Origin of the sequence: Streptomyces antimicrobicus, from assembly GCF_020532625.1 — a bacterium.
Classification (GTDB): Bacteria; Actinomycetota; Actinomycetes; order Streptomycetales; family Streptomycetaceae; genus Streptomyces; species Streptomyces antimicrobicus.
In genome coordinates, this window is record NZ_JAJAUY010000004.1 from 48810 (window position 1) to 66873 (window position 18064).

The 18064-nt window shown below is 72.7% G+C and carries 17 protein-coding genes; 2 read left to right on the forward strand and 15 right to left on the reverse strand.

All coding sequences use genetic code 11. The annotated features are described in order from the left end of the window. Positions 1 to 35: 35 nt before the first annotated feature. From LG632_RS01975 to hrcA, 12 genes are all read right to left on the reverse strand, one after another. Positions 36 to 389: a cytidine deaminase-like protein gene (locus LG632_RS01975; RefSeq protein ID WP_226724556.1), complete on the reverse strand. Its 354-nt coding sequence runs from the start codon at positions 387 to 389 to the stop codon at positions 36 to 38. A gap of 184 nt (positions 390 to 573) precedes the next feature. Continuing rightward, positions 574 to 930, reverse strand: a complete 357-nt coding sequence (locus tag LG632_RS01980; RefSeq protein WP_226724557.1) for an MmcQ/YjbR family DNA-binding protein — start codon at positions 928 to 930, stop codon at positions 574 to 576. Continuing rightward, positions 927 to 2240, reverse strand: a complete 1314-nt coding sequence (locus LG632_RS01985) for a hemolysin family protein (RefSeq protein ID WP_226724558.1) — start codon at positions 2238 to 2240, stop codon at positions 927 to 929. Before LG632_RS01985 ends, LG632_RS01980 begins: the two co-directional genes overlap by 4 nt. Next, positions 2237 to 2734: an rRNA maturation RNase YbeY gene (gene ybeY / locus LG632_RS01990; protein ID WP_226724559.1), complete on the reverse strand. Its 498-nt coding sequence runs from the start codon at positions 2732 to 2734 to the stop codon at positions 2237 to 2239. Before ybeY ends, LG632_RS01985 begins: the two co-directional genes overlap by 4 nt. 12 nt (positions 2735 to 2746) lie before the next feature. Then, complete coding sequence (locus tag LG632_RS01995; protein WP_226724560.1) at positions 2747 to 3763, reverse strand: PhoH family protein; 1017 nt, start codon at positions 3761 to 3763, stop codon at positions 2747 to 2749. A gap of 228 nt (positions 3764 to 3991) precedes the next feature. Beyond that, a complete protein-coding gene (locus tag LG632_RS02000; RefSeq protein ID WP_226724599.1) occupies positions 3992 to 5137 on the reverse strand; it encodes a PfkB family carbohydrate kinase in 1146 nt (381 codons plus the stop codon). A gap of 126 nt (positions 5138 to 5263) precedes the next feature. Next, a complete protein-coding gene (locus tag LG632_RS02005) occupies positions 5264 to 6169 on the reverse strand; it encodes a ribonuclease Z (RefSeq protein ID WP_226724561.1) in 906 nt (301 codons plus the stop codon). Positions 6170 to 6172: 3 nt separating this feature from the next. Then, entirely contained in the window at positions 6173 to 6532 is a 360-nt protein-coding gene (locus tag LG632_RS02010; RefSeq protein WP_226724562.1) for a histidine triad nucleotide-binding protein, read from the reverse strand. A gap of 96 nt (positions 6533 to 6628) precedes the next feature. Further along, positions 6629 to 7375 carry a 16S rRNA (uracil(1498)-N(3))-methyltransferase gene (locus LG632_RS02015; protein ID WP_226724563.1) on the reverse strand — a complete coding sequence of 249 codons (747 nt, stop codon included), beginning with the start codon at positions 7373 to 7375 and terminating at the stop codon, positions 6629 to 6631. Continuing rightward, the gene (locus tag LG632_RS02020; RefSeq protein WP_226724564.1) at positions 7375 to 8439 is read right to left on the reverse strand and encodes a nitronate monooxygenase; all 1065 of its coding nucleotides are present in this window, start codon (positions 8437 to 8439) and stop codon (positions 7375 to 7377) included. Before LG632_RS02020 ends, LG632_RS02015 begins: the two co-directional genes overlap by 1 nt. Positions 8440 to 8538: 99 nt before the next feature. Then, positions 8539 to 9675, reverse strand: coding sequence for a molecular chaperone DnaJ (gene dnaJ, locus LG632_RS02025; RefSeq protein ID WP_226724565.1), 1137 nt, complete (start codon positions 9673 to 9675; stop codon positions 8539 to 8541). Beyond that, positions 9676 to 10692 (reverse strand): heat-inducible transcriptional repressor HrcA, encoded by a 1017-nt coding sequence (gene hrcA, locus LG632_RS02030; protein ID WP_226724566.1) that lies wholly within the window; start codon positions 10690 to 10692, stop codon positions 9676 to 9678. A 154-nt stretch (positions 10693 to 10846) separates the two neighbouring features. Between hrcA and LG632_RS02035 the strand changes: the two genes are divergently transcribed. Both LG632_RS02035 and LG632_RS02040 read left to right on the forward strand, forming a co-directional pair. After that, a complete protein-coding gene (locus LG632_RS02035) occupies positions 10847 to 11584 on the forward strand; it encodes an MBL fold metallo-hydrolase (RefSeq protein WP_226724567.1) in 738 nt (245 codons plus the stop codon). A 28-nt stretch (positions 11585 to 11612) separates the two neighbouring features. Continuing rightward, complete coding sequence (locus LG632_RS02040) at positions 11613 to 12452, forward strand: DUF3097 domain-containing protein (RefSeq protein WP_226724568.1); 840 nt, start codon at positions 11613 to 11615, stop codon at positions 12450 to 12452. Between the two features lie 119 nt (positions 12453 to 12571). On the opposite strand, the gene hemW is transcribed toward LG632_RS02040, so the two are convergent. The 3 genes from hemW to lepA form a co-directional block, all read right to left on the reverse strand. Then, complete coding sequence (hemW, locus tag LG632_RS02045) at positions 12572 to 13804, reverse strand: radical SAM family heme chaperone HemW (protein ID WP_226724569.1); 1233 nt, start codon at positions 13802 to 13804, stop codon at positions 12572 to 12574. A gap of 173 nt (positions 13805 to 13977) precedes the next feature. Then, positions 13978 to 15867, reverse strand: coding sequence for an AMP-dependent synthetase/ligase (locus tag LG632_RS02050; RefSeq protein WP_226724570.1), 1890 nt, complete (start codon positions 15865 to 15867; stop codon positions 13978 to 13980). 200 nt (positions 15868 to 16067) lie between these two features. Next, positions 16068 to 17933: a translation elongation factor 4 gene (gene lepA, locus LG632_RS02055; protein ID WP_226724571.1), complete on the reverse strand. Its 1866-nt coding sequence runs from the start codon at positions 17931 to 17933 to the stop codon at positions 16068 to 16070. Positions 17934 to 18064: the final 131 nt, after the last annotated feature.

An 18064-nucleotide genomic window follows, 5' to 3' on the forward strand; every position in this document is an offset into this window, starting at 1 on the left:
GGGCCCGAGGACCGGCCGCACCGCGCGGGGCCGGGTCAGCCGGCCGGCGTGGTGGACTTCAGGGCGCCGTCCGGGCCCGCCAGCAGCACGGGGGTGTCCGGCCCGCCGAGGTCGCGTACGGCGGCCCGGTCGGCCTCGGCCGGGGCCTCGGCCGTGCTCACCACGGCGGCGGCCTCCAGCGACTGCGCCCCGCTGGCCACGGCCATGGCGACGGCCGTCTGCAGGGCACTGAGCTTGAGGGAGTCGAGGTCGACCGTCCCGGCGACGTAGGTACGGCCGGTCTCGTCGCGGACGGCGGCGCCCTCGGGCACCCCGTTTCGGGCCCGGGCGCTGCGCGCGAGCGTGATGATCTTGCTGTCCTCGGGGTCCAGCCCGGTGGTCTCGGTCATGGGCGACAGCATATGGAGCGCCTCGGCGGGGCCGTTGCACGGCCCCGCCGAGGTGCTCTCCCCTCCGGTCCCCCCCGGATCTTGCTTGGCACAAGCAAAGCTAAGCGTAGGGTAAAGAAATCCTATGATCCGCACGCCCTGCGAAATCGTGACCTTGCGGAATCTCAAAGTCCGGATAAGTCGGTCACGGCCGGTCGAGCCGCAGCCGCTCCGCCCTCGGCAGACCCGCGACGACCAGGTCGTAGGAGTCCTCGACGAGCTCGCGCACCGTCCGGTCGGGCAGCCCGGCCACGGTCACCGTGTTCCAGTGCCGCTTGTTCATGTGCCAGCCCGGGGCGACCGCGTCCGGGTACGCGGCCCGCAGCCGGAGCGCCTCCTCCGGATCGCACTTGAGATTGACCCTCAGCGGCCGCGCGTCCAGCGCCGAGAGCGCGAACATCTTGCCCAGCACCTTGAAGACCGAGGTCTCCAGGTTGAACGGGAACTCCTCCACCGCGGCGTCGAAGCCCAGGCAGAACGCGCGCAGCTCGGCCGGTGTCATGGCGCCGCGTCCTGCGGACCCGCCTGTTCCGGCTCCGGGTCCACCGGTTCCGCCAGCACGGTGACGATGCGGTTGCGGCGGCCCGCCGGGGCCTCCGCGGTCAGCCGCAGCGGCCGGCCGTCGGGCAGGTCCACCACCGCCGAGGCGCCGGCGATCGGCACCCGGCCGAGCGCCTTGGCCAGCAGTCCGCCGACCGTCTCCACGTCCTCGTCGTCGTAGGCGTCGATCCCGAAGAGCTCACCGAGGTCGGTGATGTCCAGCCGGGCCGTCACCCGGTAGCGGTCCTCGCCGAGCGCCTCCACGGGCGGGAGTTCGCGGTCGTACTCGTCGGTGATCTCGCCGACGATCTCCTCCAGGATGTCCTCGATGGTGACGATCCCGGCCGTGCCGCCGTACTCGTCGATGACGACGGCGACGTGGTTGCGGACCTGCTGCATCTCGCGCAGCAGGTCGCCCGCGTTCTTGGTGTCGGGCACGAAGACCGCCGGGCGCATGGCCGTGGTCACCAGGTCGGTCTCGGCGTCGCGGCTGATGTGCGTCTTGCGGACCAGGTCCTTGAGGTACACGATCCCGACGATGTCGTCCTCGTTCTCGCCGGTCACCGGGATCCGGGAGAAACCGGAGCGCAGCGCGAGCGTGGTCGCCTGACGGATCGTCTTGTACCGCTCGATGCAGATCAGGTCGGTGCGCGGCACCATCACCTCGCGCACCAGGGTGTCGCCCAGCTCGAAGACGGAGTGCACCATCCGGCGCTCCTCGTCCTCGATCAGCGACTCCTTCTCCGCCAGGTCCACCAGGGCGCGCAGCTCGGCCTCGGAGGCGAACGGGCCCTTGCGGAAGCCCTTGCCGGGCGTGAGCGCGTTGCCGATGAGGATCAGCAGCTGCGGGATCGGCCCCATCACCCGCGCCAGCGGCACCAGCACGTACGCGGAGGCCGTGGCCGTGTTCAGCGGGTGCTGGCGGCCGATGGTGCGCGGCGAGACGCCGACGGCGACGAACGAGACCAGCACCATCACCGCGATGGCGACGAGCAGGGCCGTCCAGTTCTCGCCGAACGCGTCCAGGCAGACGTACGTGACCAGCACGCCGGCCGCCATCTCGCAGGTGACGCGCACCAGCAGGGCGACGTTCACGTAGCGGGTCGGGTCGGCGGCGACCTGCGCCAGCTTGGCGCTCCCCCGCCGGCCCTCCCGGACGGCCTGCTCGGCCCGGAAGCTGGAGACGCGGGCGATGCCCGCCTCGGCGCACGCGGCCAGCCACGCGACGACGACCAGCAGGACCGCCCCGGTGATCAGCTGCGGCGCGGTCACGAGACGGTGGGGGCCGGGGAGGGGCCGGTCAGCCCGCGCTCCGCCCGCCAGCCGTCCACGATGGCCGCCTGGAGACCGAACATCTCGGCCTTTTCGTCCGGCTCCTCGTGGTCGTAGCCGAGCAGGTGCAGCACCCCGTGGACGGTCAGGAGCTGGAGCTCCTCGTCCATGGAGTGCTGCGTGGGAGCGTCCTCGCCCTGCTTCTTGGCGACCTCCGGGCACAGCACGATGTCGCCGAGGAGCCCCTGCGGGGGCTCCTCGTCGTCCTTGGCCGGCGGACGCAGCTCGTCCATCGGGAAGGACATGACGTCGGTCGGGCCGGGCAGGTCCATCCACTGGATGTGGAGCTGCTCCATCGCCTCGGCGTCGACGACGATGACGGAGAGCTCGGACAGCGGGTGGATCCGCATCCGGGTCAGCGCGTAGCGGGCGATGTCGAGGATCGCCTGCTCGTCGACCTCGGTTCCGGACTCGTTGTTGACGTCGATCGACATGTTCTTCTCGTGCTACTTCCCGTTGCGGCTGTCGTACTGCTCGTACGCGTCGACGATACGTCCGACCAGCTTGTGCCGGACCACATCCTGCGACGTGAGCCGCGAGAAGTGGACGTCCTCGACGCCTTCGAGGATGTCCTGCACCTGCCGCAGGCCCGACTTGGTGCCGCCCGGCAGGTCGATCTGGGTGATGTCACCCGTGATCACGATCTTGGAGTCGAAACCGAGCCGGGTGAGGAACATCTTCATCTGCTCGGGATTGGTGTTCTGCGCCTCGTCGAGGATGATGAACGCGTCGTTCAGCGTCCGCCCCCGCATGTAGGCCAGCGGTGCCACCTCGATCGTCCCGGCCGCCATGAGCCGCGGGATCGAGTCCGGGTCGAGCATGTCGTGCAGCGCGTCGTACAGCGGGCGCAGGTACGGGTCGATCTTCTCGTAGAGCGTGCCGGGCAGGAAGCCGAGCCGCTCCCCCGCCTCGACGGCGGGCCGGGTCAGGATGATCCGGGTGACCTGCTTGGACTGCAGGGCCTGGACCGCCTTGGCCATGGCGAGGTAGGTCTTGCCGGTACCGGCGGGGCCGATGCCGAAGACGATCGTGTGCTTGTCGATCGCGTCGACGTACCGCTTCTGGTTGAGGGTCTTGGGACGGATGGTGCGACCGCGGTTGGAGAGGATGTTCTGGGTGAGCACCTCGGCCGGGGTCTCCGCGGGCCCCTCACCGGCCTCGCTCGCCTTGAGCATGGCGATCGAGCGTTCCACTGCGTCCTCCGTCATCGGCTGCCCGGTGCGGAGCACCAGCATCATCTCGTCGAACAGGCGCTGGATCAGTGCCACTTCCCTGGCGTCACCGATCGCGCTGACCTGATTTCCCCGGACATGGATGTCGGCCTTGGGGAAGGCCTTCTCGATCACGCGCAGCAGGGCGTCGCCGGAGCCGAGCACCGTCACCATGGGGTGCTTGGCCGGGACCGTGAAGTGGGCGCGTGCCTGTCCCGGTGCCGGGATGTGGGCTGTGGGTGTCTGCGTCATGGGCCGGCTCTGAGGCCTGCACATACCTCCGGTTGCGGGGTCTCGCCGTTCGACGACCTCTGAGTACCAAGCGTACGACGCCGCCGGAGGCTTCCCGAGAGGTTTTCGGCCGGGCCTGCCCAGGGCCCGGGCCGGGCCCCGCGCAGGGCCCAGGCCGGGCCCCGCGCAGGCCGCGAGCAGGCCGCGCGCAGGCCCCGGGCCGGTGCAGGACGGGCCGCGAGCTCCCGGCTACGCCGGGTACCGGAAGCCGATCGTGGGGACCGCGCGGCGGCGGTCCTGGGCCGGGCCCGCCTCCGGGGGCAGCAGGGCATCGAGGAAGCCGTAGCGGGCCGGCGGCTGCGGGTGACCGCGCCACCAGGCGGCCACCTCCGGCCAGCCCGGGGCGGACAGAGAGCCGCCGAACTCCTGCACCGACAGCGCGGCCGTCAGGCCCGCGAACGCCAGGCGGTCGGCCAGCGGCCAGCCCGCGAGGGTGCCGGTGACGAAACCGGCCACGTAGACGTCACCGGCGCCGGTGGGGTCCAGGGCCTCCACGGCGATGGCCGGGACCTGCGCGGTCTCGCCGGTGCGGCCGTCCACCGCGTACGAGCCCTCCGCGCCCATGGTGACCACCGCGATCGGCACCCGCTCGGCCAGGGCCCTGGCCGCCGCGCGCGGGCATTCGGTGCGGGTGTAGCGCATGGCCTCGCCCGCGTTCGGCAGGAAGGCCTCGCAGTGTTCCAGGTCCAGGGCGGCCAGGTCCCACCGGCCGCTGTCGTCCCAGCCGACGTCCGCGAAGACCCGCGCCCCGGCACCGGCGGCCGCGGCCACCCACTCCTCCCGCCGGCCGGGAGCCAGCGAGGCGATGGCCGCCCGGGCGGGCGGCGGGCACTCGGGGAACCGGCCGGTGCGGGCCGGGGGCACGGGGCCGCCCCCGCCGACGGCCGGGGGTGCCTCGTGGCCGTGGCTGACCATGGTGCGCTCCCCCTCGTACGCCATGGAGACCGTCACCGGGCTGTGCCAGCCGGGAACGGTGCGCGAGAGGGACAGGTCGATGCCCTCGCCCTGCTCCAGGGCGTCCCAGCAGTACTCGCCGTAGTGGTCGTCGCCGAACGCGGCGGCCAGCGAGGTCCGCAGGCCCAGCCGGGCCAGCGCGGTGGCCATGTTGGCGACGCCGCCGGGGCTGGAGCCCATCCCGCGGGCCCAGGACTCGGTGCCGCGCACGGGGGCCGAGTCCAGGCCCGTGAAGATGATGTCCAGGAAGACCGTGCCGGTGAGGAAGACGTCGCAGGCCGGGTCCCCGGGCCCCCGCAGGGAGGCCAGCGGGTCCACCGGGTGCGCGACGCAGGCGGCGGGCTGCGGCGGGCTGGTACGGCTGGGCCGGTCGTTGCGCATGCTCACGTCTGCTCCCCATCTGTCGTGGAAAGCCGGCAGCACTCCCCACGTGGAGCAGAGTCAAAACCACTTATGACCTAGATCACAAGCAGAACACCCGGATGCCGGCCGCCCCACGCGTCCTCGTCAGTGCCGCTTGGGCAGCGGCACCCTCAGGAGGTCGGCGGCCACGGTCAGCTCGCCGTCGAAGCCCGCCGCCAGCGCCTGGCGTTCGAAGGCGGCCGGATCGGTGTAGCGCTGCGAGAAGTGCGTCAGCACCAGGTGCCGCACGCCGGCGTCCCGCGCGACGGAGGCCGCCTGGCCCGCCGTGAGGTGGCCGTGCTCGGAGGCCAGGTGGGCGTCCTCGTCGAGGAACGTCGACTCGATCACCAGCATGTCGCAGCCCTCGGCCAGCGCCTCGACGCCCTCGCAGAGCCGGGTGTCCATGACGAAGGCGAAGCTCTGCCCCCGCCGGTGCTCGCTGACCTGCTCCAAGGTGACCGCGCCGAGGGCGCCCTCGCGCTGGATCCGGCCGACGTCGGGCCCCTGGATGCCGTACTGCCGCAACCGCTCGGGCAGTATCCGGCGGCCGTCGGGCTCGGTGATCCGGTAGCCGAAGGACTCCACCGGGTGCGAGAGCCTGCGGGCCGACAGGGTGTAGCCGGGCGTGCGCGCCAGCACGCCGTCCCCGGTGACCGGTGCCTCGTCGATGACCACCGTCTCGCGGTACGCCGTGGCATGGCGCAGCCGGTCGTAGAACTTCTGCCCGCTGGCCGGGAAGTGCGCCGTGACGGGGTGCGGGACCCGGTCGAGGTTGATGCGCTGGATCACCCCGGCCAGGCCCAGGCTGTGGTCCCCGTGGAAGTGGGTGACGCACATCCGGTGGATGTCGTGCGCGGCGACGCCCGCGCGCAGCATCTGGCGCTGGGTCCCCTCGCCGGGGTCGAAGAGGAAGCCCTCACCGTCCCAGCGCAGCAGGTAGCCGTTGTGGTTGCGGTGGCGGGTGGGCACCTGGCTGGCGGTGCCCAGCACCACGAACTCGCGGGCGGACACGGCTTATCCCGGGGGCCACTGCAGGCCGCGTCCGCCCAGGACGTGCGCGTGCGCGTGGAAGACGGTCTGGCCGGCGCCCGTACCGGTGTTGAAGACGATCCGGAAGCCGGTGCCGTCGATGCCCTCCTGCGCCGCGACCTGACCGGCGGCGTGCAGGACGTCGGCGGCGATCTTCGGCTCGGCGGCGGCGAGGGAGGCCGCGTCCGGGTAGTGGGCCTTCGGGATCACCAGGACGTGCGTGGGCGCCTGGGGGTTGATGTCCCGGAACGCGTACGTCGTGTCGGTCTCGTGGACGACGGTCGCGGGCACCTCTCCTGTGACGATCTTGCAGAACAGGCAGTCCGCCTGCGGTTCCCCTGCCATTGCTTCACCTCTCCGGACGGTGATCACCTGCGGGCATCGTAGCGGCCCGGCCCGACGCCCCGCCGGGGCTGTGGATCACGACCGAGGGCCCGCGGCTCACGACCAGCGGCCGGTGCGGGCCAGCAGCACCGCCACCGCCGCCGTACCGGCCGTGGAGGTCCGCAGCACCGACCGGCCCAGCCGGTACGGACGGGCGCCCGCCGCCGCGAACACCGCCAGCTCCTCGGGCGAGACCCCGCCCTCGGGGCCGACCACGACCACCACGGACCCCGCCGTCGGCAGCGCGGCGGTGGCCAGCGCCTCGGACCCGGCCTCCCGGTCCTCGTGCAGCACGACGGCGAGGTCGGCGGCGGCGAGCAGCTCGGCGACCTGCTTGGTCGAGGCGGCCTCGGCCACCTCGGGGAAACGCACCCGGCGGGACTGCTTGCCCGCCTCGCGGGCGGTGGAGCGCCACTTGGCCAGGGACTTCGCGCCCCGGTCGCCGCGCCACTGGGTGATGCAGCGCGAGGCCTGCCACGGCACGATCGCGTCGACCCCGGTCTCCGTCATCGTCTCGACGGCGAGCTCACCGCGGTCGCCCTTGGGCAGGGCCTGGACGACGGTGATCCGCACCGCCGGCTCCGGCTCCTCCTCGACGGCGTTCAGGTCCGTCACGACCAGCCGGTCCTTGCCCTCGGCGGCCTTGACCACGCCTTCCGTCCAGCGGCCCCGCCCGTCGGTGAGGACCACGTCCTCGCCCGGGTTCAGCCGCTTCACCGACACCGCGTGCCGGCCCTCGGGCCCCTCCAGCACGAACTCCGGCCCCGCCGGGACCTCTTCGACCACGAACACCGGGGCCGTCATCACACGCTCCTCATCTGTGTCTCGGCCAGCTCGGCCATGAGCACCTCCACCAGCTGCCCGGCCGGCAGCGTCCGCGCCAGCCGGTGGCCCTGGCCCGCCCACAGGGCCATGCCCTGCGGGTCCCCGGCCGCCGCGGCGGCCTTGCGCAGGCCCGCCGTCAGGTGGTGCACCTGGGGGTAGGCCGCCGGGGCGTACGGCCCGTGCTCGCGCATGAACCGGTTGACCAGCCCCCGCGCCGGGCGGCCGGAGAACGCCCGGGTGAGCTCGGTGCGGACGAACAGGGGGTCCGTCAGCGCCTTCTTGTGCAGCGGGTGCGCCCCGGACTCCGGGCAGGCCAGGAACGCCGTCCCCAGCTGCGCCGCCGCCGCGCCCGCGGCGAGCACCGCGGCGATCTGCGAGCCGCGCATCAACCCGCCGGCCGCGACGATCGGCAGCCCGACGGCCTCGCGGACCTGGGCGACCAGGGCCAGCAGTCCGACCCCGCTGCCGTCGGCCTCCGGGTCGTCGCGGTGGGTGCCCTGGTGGCCGCCCGCCTCGATGCCCTGCACGCACACCGCGTCCGCGCCGGCCGCCTGGGCGGTCCTGGCCTCGGCCACGGAGGTCACGGTCACCACCGTGTACGTGCCCGCCGCCCGCAGCCGGTCCAGCGCCTCGGCGGTCGGGCAGCCGAAGGTGAACGAGACCACGGGGACGGGGTCCTCCAGCAGGATGGCCAGCTTGGCGTCGTAGCCGTCGTCGGTCGCGCCGAGGACGTCGTCGTCCGGGAGGGAGGTGCCGTACCAGCCGGCCTCGCCGGCGAGCTGCCCCCGGTAGGCCTCGACCGCGGCCGGATCGACGTAGCCGGTCTGCGGCATGAACAGGTTCACGCCGAACGGCTGCCGGGTCAGCCCGCGCAGCCGTTTGACCTCCTCGTACATGCCCTCGGCGGTCTTGTAGCCGCCGGCCAGGAAGCCCAGCCCGCCGGCCTCGCTCACGGCGGCGGCCAGTGCCGGGCAGGAGCCGCCGCCCGCCATCGGAGCCTGCACGATCGGACGGGGGAGGAGACCGTTCAGCGCGGTGGACATGAGGTGCATCGTGCCATGTCCACCGCACCCCGCCGAATCGTGGCGTGCGCCTGGCGCAGTCCGCGGCCGGGACCGGCCGGGCGGCCCGCGGCCGCTAGGTCAGCGGCCGTTGAAGGCGTCCTTCAGGCGGCTGAACAGGCCCTGCTGGCCGGGCTGGAACTGGCCCATCGGGCGCTCCTCGCCGCGCAGCTTGGCCAACTGCCGCAGCAGGTCCTCCTGCTGGGGGTCCAGCTTGGCCGGAGTCTGCACCTCGACGTGGACGATCAGGTCACCGCGGCCACCGCCGCGCAGGTGCGTGACACCGCGGCCGTGCAGCGGGATGGACTGGCCGGACTGGGTACCGGGCCGGATGTCCACCTCCTCCATGCCGTCCAGCGTCTCCAGCGGGCACTTGGTGCCCAGGGCCGCCGCCGTCATGGGGATGGTGACCGTGCAGTGCAGGTCGTCGCCGCGGCGCTGGAACACCGGGTGCGGCAGCTCGTGGATCTCCACGTACAGGTCGCCGGCGGGGCCGCCGCCGGGGCCGACCTCGCCCTCGCCCGCGAGCTGGATCCGGGTGCCGTTCTCGACGCCGGCCGGGATCTTGACCGTCAGGCTGCGGCGGGAGCGGACCCGGCCGTCGCCCGCGCACTCGGGGCACGGGGTGGGGACCACGGTGCCGAAGCCCTGGCACTGCGGGCAGGGGCGGGAGGTCATGACCTGGCCCAGGAAGGACCGCGTCACCTGCGACACCTCACCGCGACCGCGGCACATGTCACAGGTCTGCGGGGAGGTGCCGGGCGCGGCGCCCTCGCCGGAGCAGGTCGTGCACACCACCGCGGTGTCGACCTGGATGTCCTTGGTGGTCCCGAAGGCCGCCTCGTCCAGCTCCAGGTCGATGCGGATCATCGCGTCCTGGCCGCGCCGGGTGCGCGAGCGCGGGCCGCGCTGGGACGCCGTACCGAAGAAGGCGTCCATGATGTCCGAGAAGTTGCCGAAGCCGCCGGCCCCGAAGCCGCCCGCGCCGCCGCCGCCCGAGGAGGACAGCGGGTCGCCGCCGAGGTCGTAGACCTGCTTCTTCTGCGGGTCCGACAGCACCTCGTACGCGGCGTTGATCTCCTTGAAACGCTCCTGCGTCTTGGGATCGGGGTTCACGTCCGGGTGCAGCTCGCGCGCAAGCCGCCGGAAGGCCTTCTTGATCTCGTCCTGCGATGCGTCGCGGCGCACGCCGAGTACGGCGTAGTAGTCCGTGGCCACTTACGACTCCGCCAGGATCTGTCCGACGTAACGTGCCACTGCGCGTACCGCTCCCATCGTTCCGGGGTAGTCCATGCGGGTCGGTCCGACCACGCCGAGTTTGGCGACTGTTTCGCCGCCCGAACCGTAGCCGACCGAGACGACGGACGTGGAGTTCAGTCCCTCGTAGGCGTTCTCGTGGCCGATGCGTACGGTCATGCCCGACTCATTGACCTCGCCGAGCAGCTTGAGGAGCACGACCTGCTCCTCGAGCGCCTCCAGCACCGGCCGGATGGTCAGGGGGAAGTCGTGTCCGAAGCGGGTGAGATTGGCGGTGCCGCCGATCATCAGCCGCTCCTCGGTGTCCTCGGCCAGCGTCTCCAGGAACGTGGCCAGCACGGTCTGCACCGTGCCGCGGTCCTCCGCGTCGAAGGACTCCGGCAGGTCCTGCACCAGCTGCGGCACGTCCGTGAAACGACGGCCGACGACCTTGCCGTTGAGCCGGGCCCGCAGGTCCGCCAGCGACTGCTCGCCGAACGGCGCCGGGCAGTCCACCATGCGCTGCTCGACCCGGCCGGTGTCCGTGATCAGCACGAGCATCAGGCGCGCGGGCGCCAGCGACAGCAGCTCGACGTGCCGGACGGTGGACCGGGTCAGCGACGGGTACTGCACGACGGCGACCTGCCGCGTCAGCTGCGCCAGCAGCCGCACGGTGCGGCCCACGACGTCGTCGAGGTCCACGGCGCCGTCGAGGAAGTTCTGGATGGCCCGCCGCTCCGGCGTCGACAGGGGCTTGACGCCCGCCAGCTTGTCGACGAACAGGCGGTAGCCCTTGTCCGTGGGGATCCGGCCGGCGCTGGTGTGGGGCTGGGCGATGTAGCCCTCCTCCTCCAGCACCGCCATGTCGTTGCGGACCGTCGCCGGCGACACGCCGAGCCGGTGCCGCTCGGTGAGTGCTTTGGAGCCCACCGGCTCCTCGGTACCGACGTAGTCCTGGACGATGGCGCGCAGCACTTCGAGTCTGCGTTCGCTGAGCATCGCGCGCACCTCCAGCTGGTTCGGTCGGATTTCGGCCTGCGTCTGGCACTCGCTGCGGGTGAGTGCCAGAGAACCCCCCGGTCAGTGTACGGCGGGCGGGCACGCCCCCCGCAAGGGCGGACGGCCGTCGGGCCGGTCACGGTAGCGTCCCGGTATGGACATCGCATGGGAAGAGGCAGGGTGGGAGCGGCTCTCCGCGCGGGCCGGGCGCCGGCGGCTGCCGGGCTGGGACTGCACGGTGGGGCTGGTGGTGGGGGACGACGCGGTGCTGATGATCGACCCTGGTTCGTGCATCCGGGAGGGCGCGGAGCTGCGGGCGCAGGCCGAGGGGCTGACCGGTCGGCACGTGACCCATCTCGCATTCACCCACGACCATTTCGATCACGTCCTGGGTGCCGCGGCCTTCCCGGGCGCCGAGGTCTACGGCGCCGTGGGACTGGACGCGCTCATGTCCTCGGCCCGGGGCCGGGAGGAGCTGCGCGCGGACGCCGTCCGGCAGGGCCTGCCGGAGGCGGACGCGGCGGAGTCCGCGGCGCAGCTGGTGGCCCCCCGGCACCTGGTCTCGGGCGAGTGGACGCTGGAGCTGGGCGGCCTCCAGGTGCTGCTGGCCAACGTCGGTCCCGGCCACACCCCGCACGACCTGGCGGTGTGCGTACCGGACCCGGCGGGCACCGAGGTGGTCTTCTGCGGGGACCTGGTGGAGGAGTCCGGCGAACCCATGGCCGGACCGGACGCGGTGCCGGCGCAGTGGCCCGCCGCGCTGGACCGGTTGCTCGCCCTGGGCGGCCCGGACGCCCTGTACGTGCCCGGTCACGGAGCGGTGGTGGACGCGGCCTTCGTGACTGCGCAACGCGCCACACTGGCGGCGCGTTTCGGCGTGTCGTCCGCGTGACCGGCCCCGGGTGCCTACCGTCGTCCGAATGCGTGAGTACTCACCCGATCTGACCCCGCCCTGGAAGCGCCCCCGGGCGGTACCGGAGGTTCCGGCCGATCCGGAGCTGGTGGTCGAGGTGGCGGGCGCCGACTTCTGCGGGGCCGTGGTGGCGTGCGAGGCCGGCACGGTGACCCTGGAGGACCGCTTCGGCAAGCGCCGCGTCTTCCCGCTGGAACCGGCCGGCTTCCTGCTGGACGGCCGGGCCGTGACCCTGGTCCGCCCCGCGCGCGGCCGGGGCGGCGCCGGCGGTCCGGGGGGCCCGGGCGGTCATGGCGCCGGTCCGGCCCGTACGGCGTCCGGCTCGATCGCCGTGCCGGGGGCGCGGGCCCGGGTCGCCCGGGCGGGCCGGATCTACGTGGAGGGGCGGCACGACGCGGAGCTGGTCGAGCGGGTGTGGGGCGACGACCTGCGGATCGAGGGCGTGGTCGTGGAGTACCTGGAGGGTGTCGACGACCTCCCGGCGATCGTGGCCGACTTCGGCCCGGCCCCCGACGCCCGGCTGGGGATCCTGGTCGACCACCTGGTCCCGGGGTCCAAGGAGTCGCGGATCGCGGCGGCGGTGACCTCCCCCGACGTGCTGGTCGTCGGCCATCCGTACGTCGACGTCTGGCAGGCGGTGAAGCCGTCGGCCCTCGGCATCGCCGCCTGGCCCGTGGTCCCGCCCGGGCAGGACTGGAAGACGGGCGTCTGCCGGGCGCTGGGCTGGCCGCCGAACACCGGGGCGGCCTGGGCCCGCATCCTGTCGCGCGTGACGTCGTACCGCGATCTGGAGCCGGCGCTGCTGGGGCGGGTGGAGGAGCTGATCGACTTCGTGACGGCGCCGTAGGGCCGCGGGGCGGCCTGACGGCGCCGTAGCCGCGGGGCGGCGCGGACCGGTGGCGGGTGGCCGGTGGTTGGTGGCCGGTGGCGGGTGGCCGGTGGCGGGTGGCCGGTGGCCGGTGGCCGTCAGTCCACCAGGTCGCGCACCACGGCGTCGGCCAGCAGCCGCCCGCGCAGGGTCAGGACGGCGGAGCCGGCCGCGTACGGCCCCGGCTCCAGCAGGCCGTCGGCCAGGGCGCGCCCGGCCGCCGCGAGACCGGCCGGGGCCAGCAGGGACAGCGGGCAGCCGGTCACCAGGCGCAGTTCCAGCAGGATCCGCTCGACCCGGCGGTCCTCGTCGGAGAGCAGTTCGCGGCCGGCGCCGGGCGAGTGGCCCGCCGCCAGGGCGGCGGCGTAGGCGCCGGGGTGCTTGACGTTCCACCAGCGGACCCCGCCGACGTGGCTGTGGGCGCCGGGACCGGCGCCCCACCAGTCGGCGCCGCGCCAGTACAGCTCGTTGTGCAGGCAGCGGGCGGCCTCGGAGGTGGCCCAGTTGGAGACCTCGTACCAGCTGTAGCCGGCCTCCGCCAGCACCGAGTCCGCGATCAGGTAGCGGTCGGCGTGCACGTCGTCGTCGGTCGTCGGGACCTCGCCGCGCCGGATGCGGCGGGCCAGCTGGGTGCCCTCCTCGACGATCAGCGCGTACGCCGACACGTGGTCGGGCCCGGCACCGAGCGCGGCCTCCAGCGAGGCCCGCCAGTCGTCGTCGGACTCGCCGGGGGTGCCGTAGATCAGGTCGAGGTTGACGTGCTCGAAGCCGGCCGCGCGCGCCTCGCCGACGCAGGCCTCGGGCCGGCCGGGGGTGTGCGTGCGGTCGAGCACCTTCAGCACGTGCCGGCGGGCGCTCTGCATGCCGAAGGAGATCCGGTTGAAGCCGCCCTCGCGCAGCTCGGCGAGGTAGGCCGGGGTGACCGACTCCGGGTTGGCCTCGGTGGTGACCTCGGCGTCCTCGGCGAGCCCGAACTCGTCCCGGATCGCGCCGAGCATCCGGACCAGGTCGGCGGCGGGCAGCAGGGTCGGCGTGCCGCCCCCGACGAAGACGGTCCGGACCGGCCGCGGGTCGTCGCCGAGCACCTTGCGCGCGAGGCGCACCTCGCCGGTGAGGGTGTCGGCGTAGTTCTCGCGGGACGCGAGCACCCCGCCCGTGCCGCGCAGCTCGGAGGCGGTGTAGGTGTTGAAGTCGCAGTACCCGCAGCGCGTGGCGCAGTACGGGACGTGCAGGTAGAACCCGAGGGGACGGCCGGCCGCGCCGGTCAGGGCGTGGGACGGCAGCGAGCCGTCCTCGGGCACGGGGTCGCCGTCGGGCAGGGCGGAAGGCATGGACCCATTGTCGCGTATGCCGCGACACGCCCGGGCCGGGCGTGCCGCGGCGGTGCGACGGCGGTGGTACGACGGCGATGGTGCGACAGCGGCGCGACAGCGGCGCGACGGCTGCCGCGCGGTCGGGGCGCCGCCGGGGCCCGCAGGCTCCGTGGGCCGCCCCGCTGCGAGGCCTACGCCTCGACCGCGCCCTCGTACATCTCGTCGAGGAGGTGCTTGAACTCACGCTCGACGGCCGGCCGCTTCAGCTTCAGGCTGGGCGTGAGGTCGCCGTGCTCCACGTCCAGGTCGCGCGGCAGCAGCCGGAACTTCTTGACCGTCTGCCAGCGCTGGAGGCCGTCGTTGAGCGTCTGCACATACGTCTCGATCAGCCGGGCCGTCTCGGGGGCCGCGACGACCTCGGCGTACGACTTGCCCTCCAGGCCGTGCTCGGCGGCCCAGCCGAGGACGGCGGCGGGGTCGAGGGCGATCAGGGCCGTGCAGTAGTTCCGGTCGGCGCCGTGCACGACGACGTTGGAGACGAACGGGCAGATCGCCTTGAACTGGCCCTCGATCTCGGCCGGGGCGACGTACTTGCCGCCCGAGGTCTTGATCAGGTCCTTCTTGCGGTCGGTGATCCGCAGGTAGCCGTCGGCCGAGAGCTCGCCGATGTCGCCGGTGTGCAGCCAGCCGTCGGACTCCAGGACCTCGGCGGTCTTGTCGGGCAGCCGGTGGTAGCCCTGCATGATCCCGGGGCCGCGCAGCAGGATCTCGCCGTCGTCGGCGATGCGGACCTCGGTGCCGGGCAGCGGCTTGCCGACCGTGCCGGTGCGGTAGGCCTCGCCGGGGTTGACGAAGGAGGCCGCGCTGGACTCCGTCAGCCCGTAGCCCTCCAGGATGTGGATCCCCGCGCCGGCGAAGAAGTAGCCGATCTCCGGGGAGAGGGCGGAGGCGCCGGAGACGGCGGCGCGCAGGTGGCCGCCGAAGGCCTCGCGGAGCTTGGAGTAGACGAGGGCGTCGGCGACCTTGTGCTTCATGGACAGGCCGAAGGGAGCCGTGGCCCGGCCGGTGCGGCGGAAGTTGTCCTGGGTGACCTTGGCGTACTCGCGGGCCACGCCCACCGACCACTTGAAGATCTTGTACTTGGCGCCGCCGCCGGCCCGGGCCTTGGCCGCGACCCCGTTGTAGACCTTCTCGAAGATGCGCGGGACGGCCGCCATGTAGGTCGGCTGGACCACCGGCAGGTTCTCGATGATCTTGTCGATCCGGCCGTCCACGGCGGTGACGTGGCCGACCTCGATCTGGCCGGAGGTGAGCACCTTGCCGAAGACGTGGGCGAGCGGCAGCCAGAGGTACTGGACGTCGTCCTTGGTGATCAGGCCGGTCGCGACGGTGGCCTTGGCCATGTACGACCAGTTGTCGTGCGGCAGCCGGACGCCCTTGGGCCGGCCGGTGGTGCCGGAGGTGTAGATGAGGGTGGCGAGCTGGTCCGCGCGGATCGCCGCGATGCGGTCCTTGACGGCGGCGGGGTGGTCGGCCAGGTACTCCCGGCCGCGCCGCTCCAGGTCGGCCAGGGACAGCACCCAGCCCTCCGGGTCGCCCTCGGCCGGGACGGCGCCCTCGGCGTCGACGACCACGACGTGCCGCAGGTCGGGCAGGTCGGCGCGGCGTTCGCGGGCCTTGGCCAGCTGGGCGGCGTCCTCGGCGATCAGCACCCGGCTCTCGGAGTCGGAGAGGATGAACGCCGACTCCTCGGCGTTGGTGCTCGGGTAGATCGTGGTGACGGCCGCGCCCGCGCACATCGCGCCGAGGTCGGCGAGGATCCACTCCACGCGGGTGTTGGAGGCGAGCGCCACCCGCTCCTCGGGCTGGACGCCGAGGTCGACGAGGCCGGCGGCGATGGCGAACACCCGCTCGGCCGCCTGGCCCCAGCTGAGCGACTTCCAGTCGTCCGGACCCTGACCGGACGCCGGCGGGACCGGATAGCGGTAGGCCTCCGCGTCCGGGGTGGCGGCGACGCGCTCAAGGAAGACGGCCGCCACCGAGGGCGGGCGGTTCTCGATCAGGGACTGTGTGTCGCTCACGACATCCTCCGGACCGGTCCACGCGGGCAGCGCGTTCCGTTCTTGTAACTGGCGAGTAACCATCGAGCTGCGATCAGGGTAGAGGTCAGCCGGCGGGTGCGTAAGAGCCGGCGGGCGGCCGGTTCATAACGAAACGGGCCCCCGCGCCGCCGCGCGAGGGCCCGTGGGCACCGCTTCCGGTTCGCTGCCCGGACGCGGCCCTACTTCTTCTTGCCGCCGCTCTCGTCGCTGGAGAGCACCGCGATGAACGCCTCCTGCGGGACCTCCACGGAGCCGACCATCTTCATCCGCTTCTTGCCTTCCTTCTGCTTCTCCAGCAGCTTCCGCTTACGGGAGATGTCGCCGCCGTAGCACTTGGCGAGGACGTCCTTGCGGATGGCGCGGATCGTTTCACGGGCGATGACCCGGGAGCCGATGGCCGCCTGGACCGGCACCTCGAAGGCCTGCCGCGGGATGAGCTCGCGCAGCTTGGCGACCAGGCGCACGCCGTAGGAGTAGGCGGCGTCCTTGTGGGTGATCGCCGAGAAGGCGTCGACCTTGTCGCCGTGCAGCAGGATGTCGACCTTGACCAGGCTGGAGGCCTGCTCGCCGGTGGGCTCGTAGTCGAGGGAGGCGTAGCCGCGGGTCTTGGACTTCAGCTGGTCGAAGAAGTCGAAGACGATCTCCGCGAGCGGGAGGGTGTAGCGGATCTCGACGCGGTCCTCGGAGAGGTAGTCCATGCCGAGCAGGGTGCCGCGGCGGTTCTGGCACAGCTCCATGATCGAGCCGATGAACTCGGTCGGGGCGAGGATCGTGGCGCGCACGACCGGCTCGTACACCTCCGAGATCTTGCCCTCGGGGAACTCGCTCGGGTTGGTGACCGTGATCTCGGTCTTGTCCTCCATGACCACGCGGTAGACCACGTTGGGCGCGGTGGCGATGAGGTCGAGGCCGAACTCGCGCTCCAGGCGCTCGCGGATCACGTCGAGGTGGAGCAGGCCGAGGAAGCCGACGCGGAAGCCGAAGCCGAGGGCCGCGGAGGTCTCCGGCTCGTAGACCAGGGCGGCGTCGTTGAGCTGGAGCTTGTCCAGGGCGTCGCGCAGCTCCGGGTAGTCCGAGCCGTCCAGCGGGTACAGACCGGAGAAGACCATCGGCTTCGGGTCCTTGTAGCCGCCGAGGGCCTCCGTGGCGCCGCCGGTCATCTGGGTGATGGTGTCGCCCACCTTGGACTGGCGGACGTCCTTCACACCGGTGATCAGGTAGCCCACCTCACCGACGGACAGGCCGTCGGCGGGCAGCATCTCCGGGGAGTTGCAGCCGATCTCCAGCAGCTCGTGGGTGGCGCCGGTGGACATCATCCGGATGCGCTCGCGCTTGTTGAGCGTGCCGTCGACGACCCGGACGTACGTGACCACGCCGCGGTAGGAGTCGTAGACCGAGTCGAAGATCATGGCGCGGGCGGGGGCGTCCTTGACGCCGACCGGGGCCGGGACCGTCTCGACCACGCGGTCGAGCAGGGCCTCGACGCCCAGGCCCGTCTTGGCGGAGACCCGCAGCACGTCGTCGGGCTCGCAGCCGACCAGGTTCGCCAGCTCCTCGGCGAACTTCTCCGGCTGGGCCGCCGGCAGGTCGATCTTGTTGAGCACCGGGACGATGGTGAGGTCGTTCTCCATCGCCAGGTAGAGGTTGGCGAGGGTCTGCGCCTCGATGCCCTGGGCGGCGTCCACCAGCAGGATCGTGCCCTCGCAGGCCGCGAGGGACCGGGAGACCTCGTAGGTGAAGTCCACGTGGCCCGGGGTGTCGATCATGTTGAGGATGTGCGTGCGGCCCTGGCCCTCGCCCGCGGTGGGCGCCCACGGCAGCCGGACCGCCTGGGACTTGATCGTGATGCCGCGCTCACGTTCGATGTCCATGCGGTCGAGGTACTGGGCGCGCATCTGCCGCTGGTCGACGACGCCGGTGAGCTGGAGCATCCGGTCGGCGAGCGTCGACTTGCCGTGGTCGATGTGCGCGATGATGCAGAAGTTGCGGATCAGCGCCGGGTCGGTACGGCTCGGCTCGGGCACGTGGCTAGGGGTCGCGGGCACGCAGTGTCCTGATTCTCGGGTCTCAGTCGGAACGTTACGCAGGCGTCTATCGTCCCATGACTACGGCCGTGCGCTCGGTTTGGGCCACCTGTTGGGCGCCTGGTAGCCTGGGCAGCTGTGTCTCGTGTGCC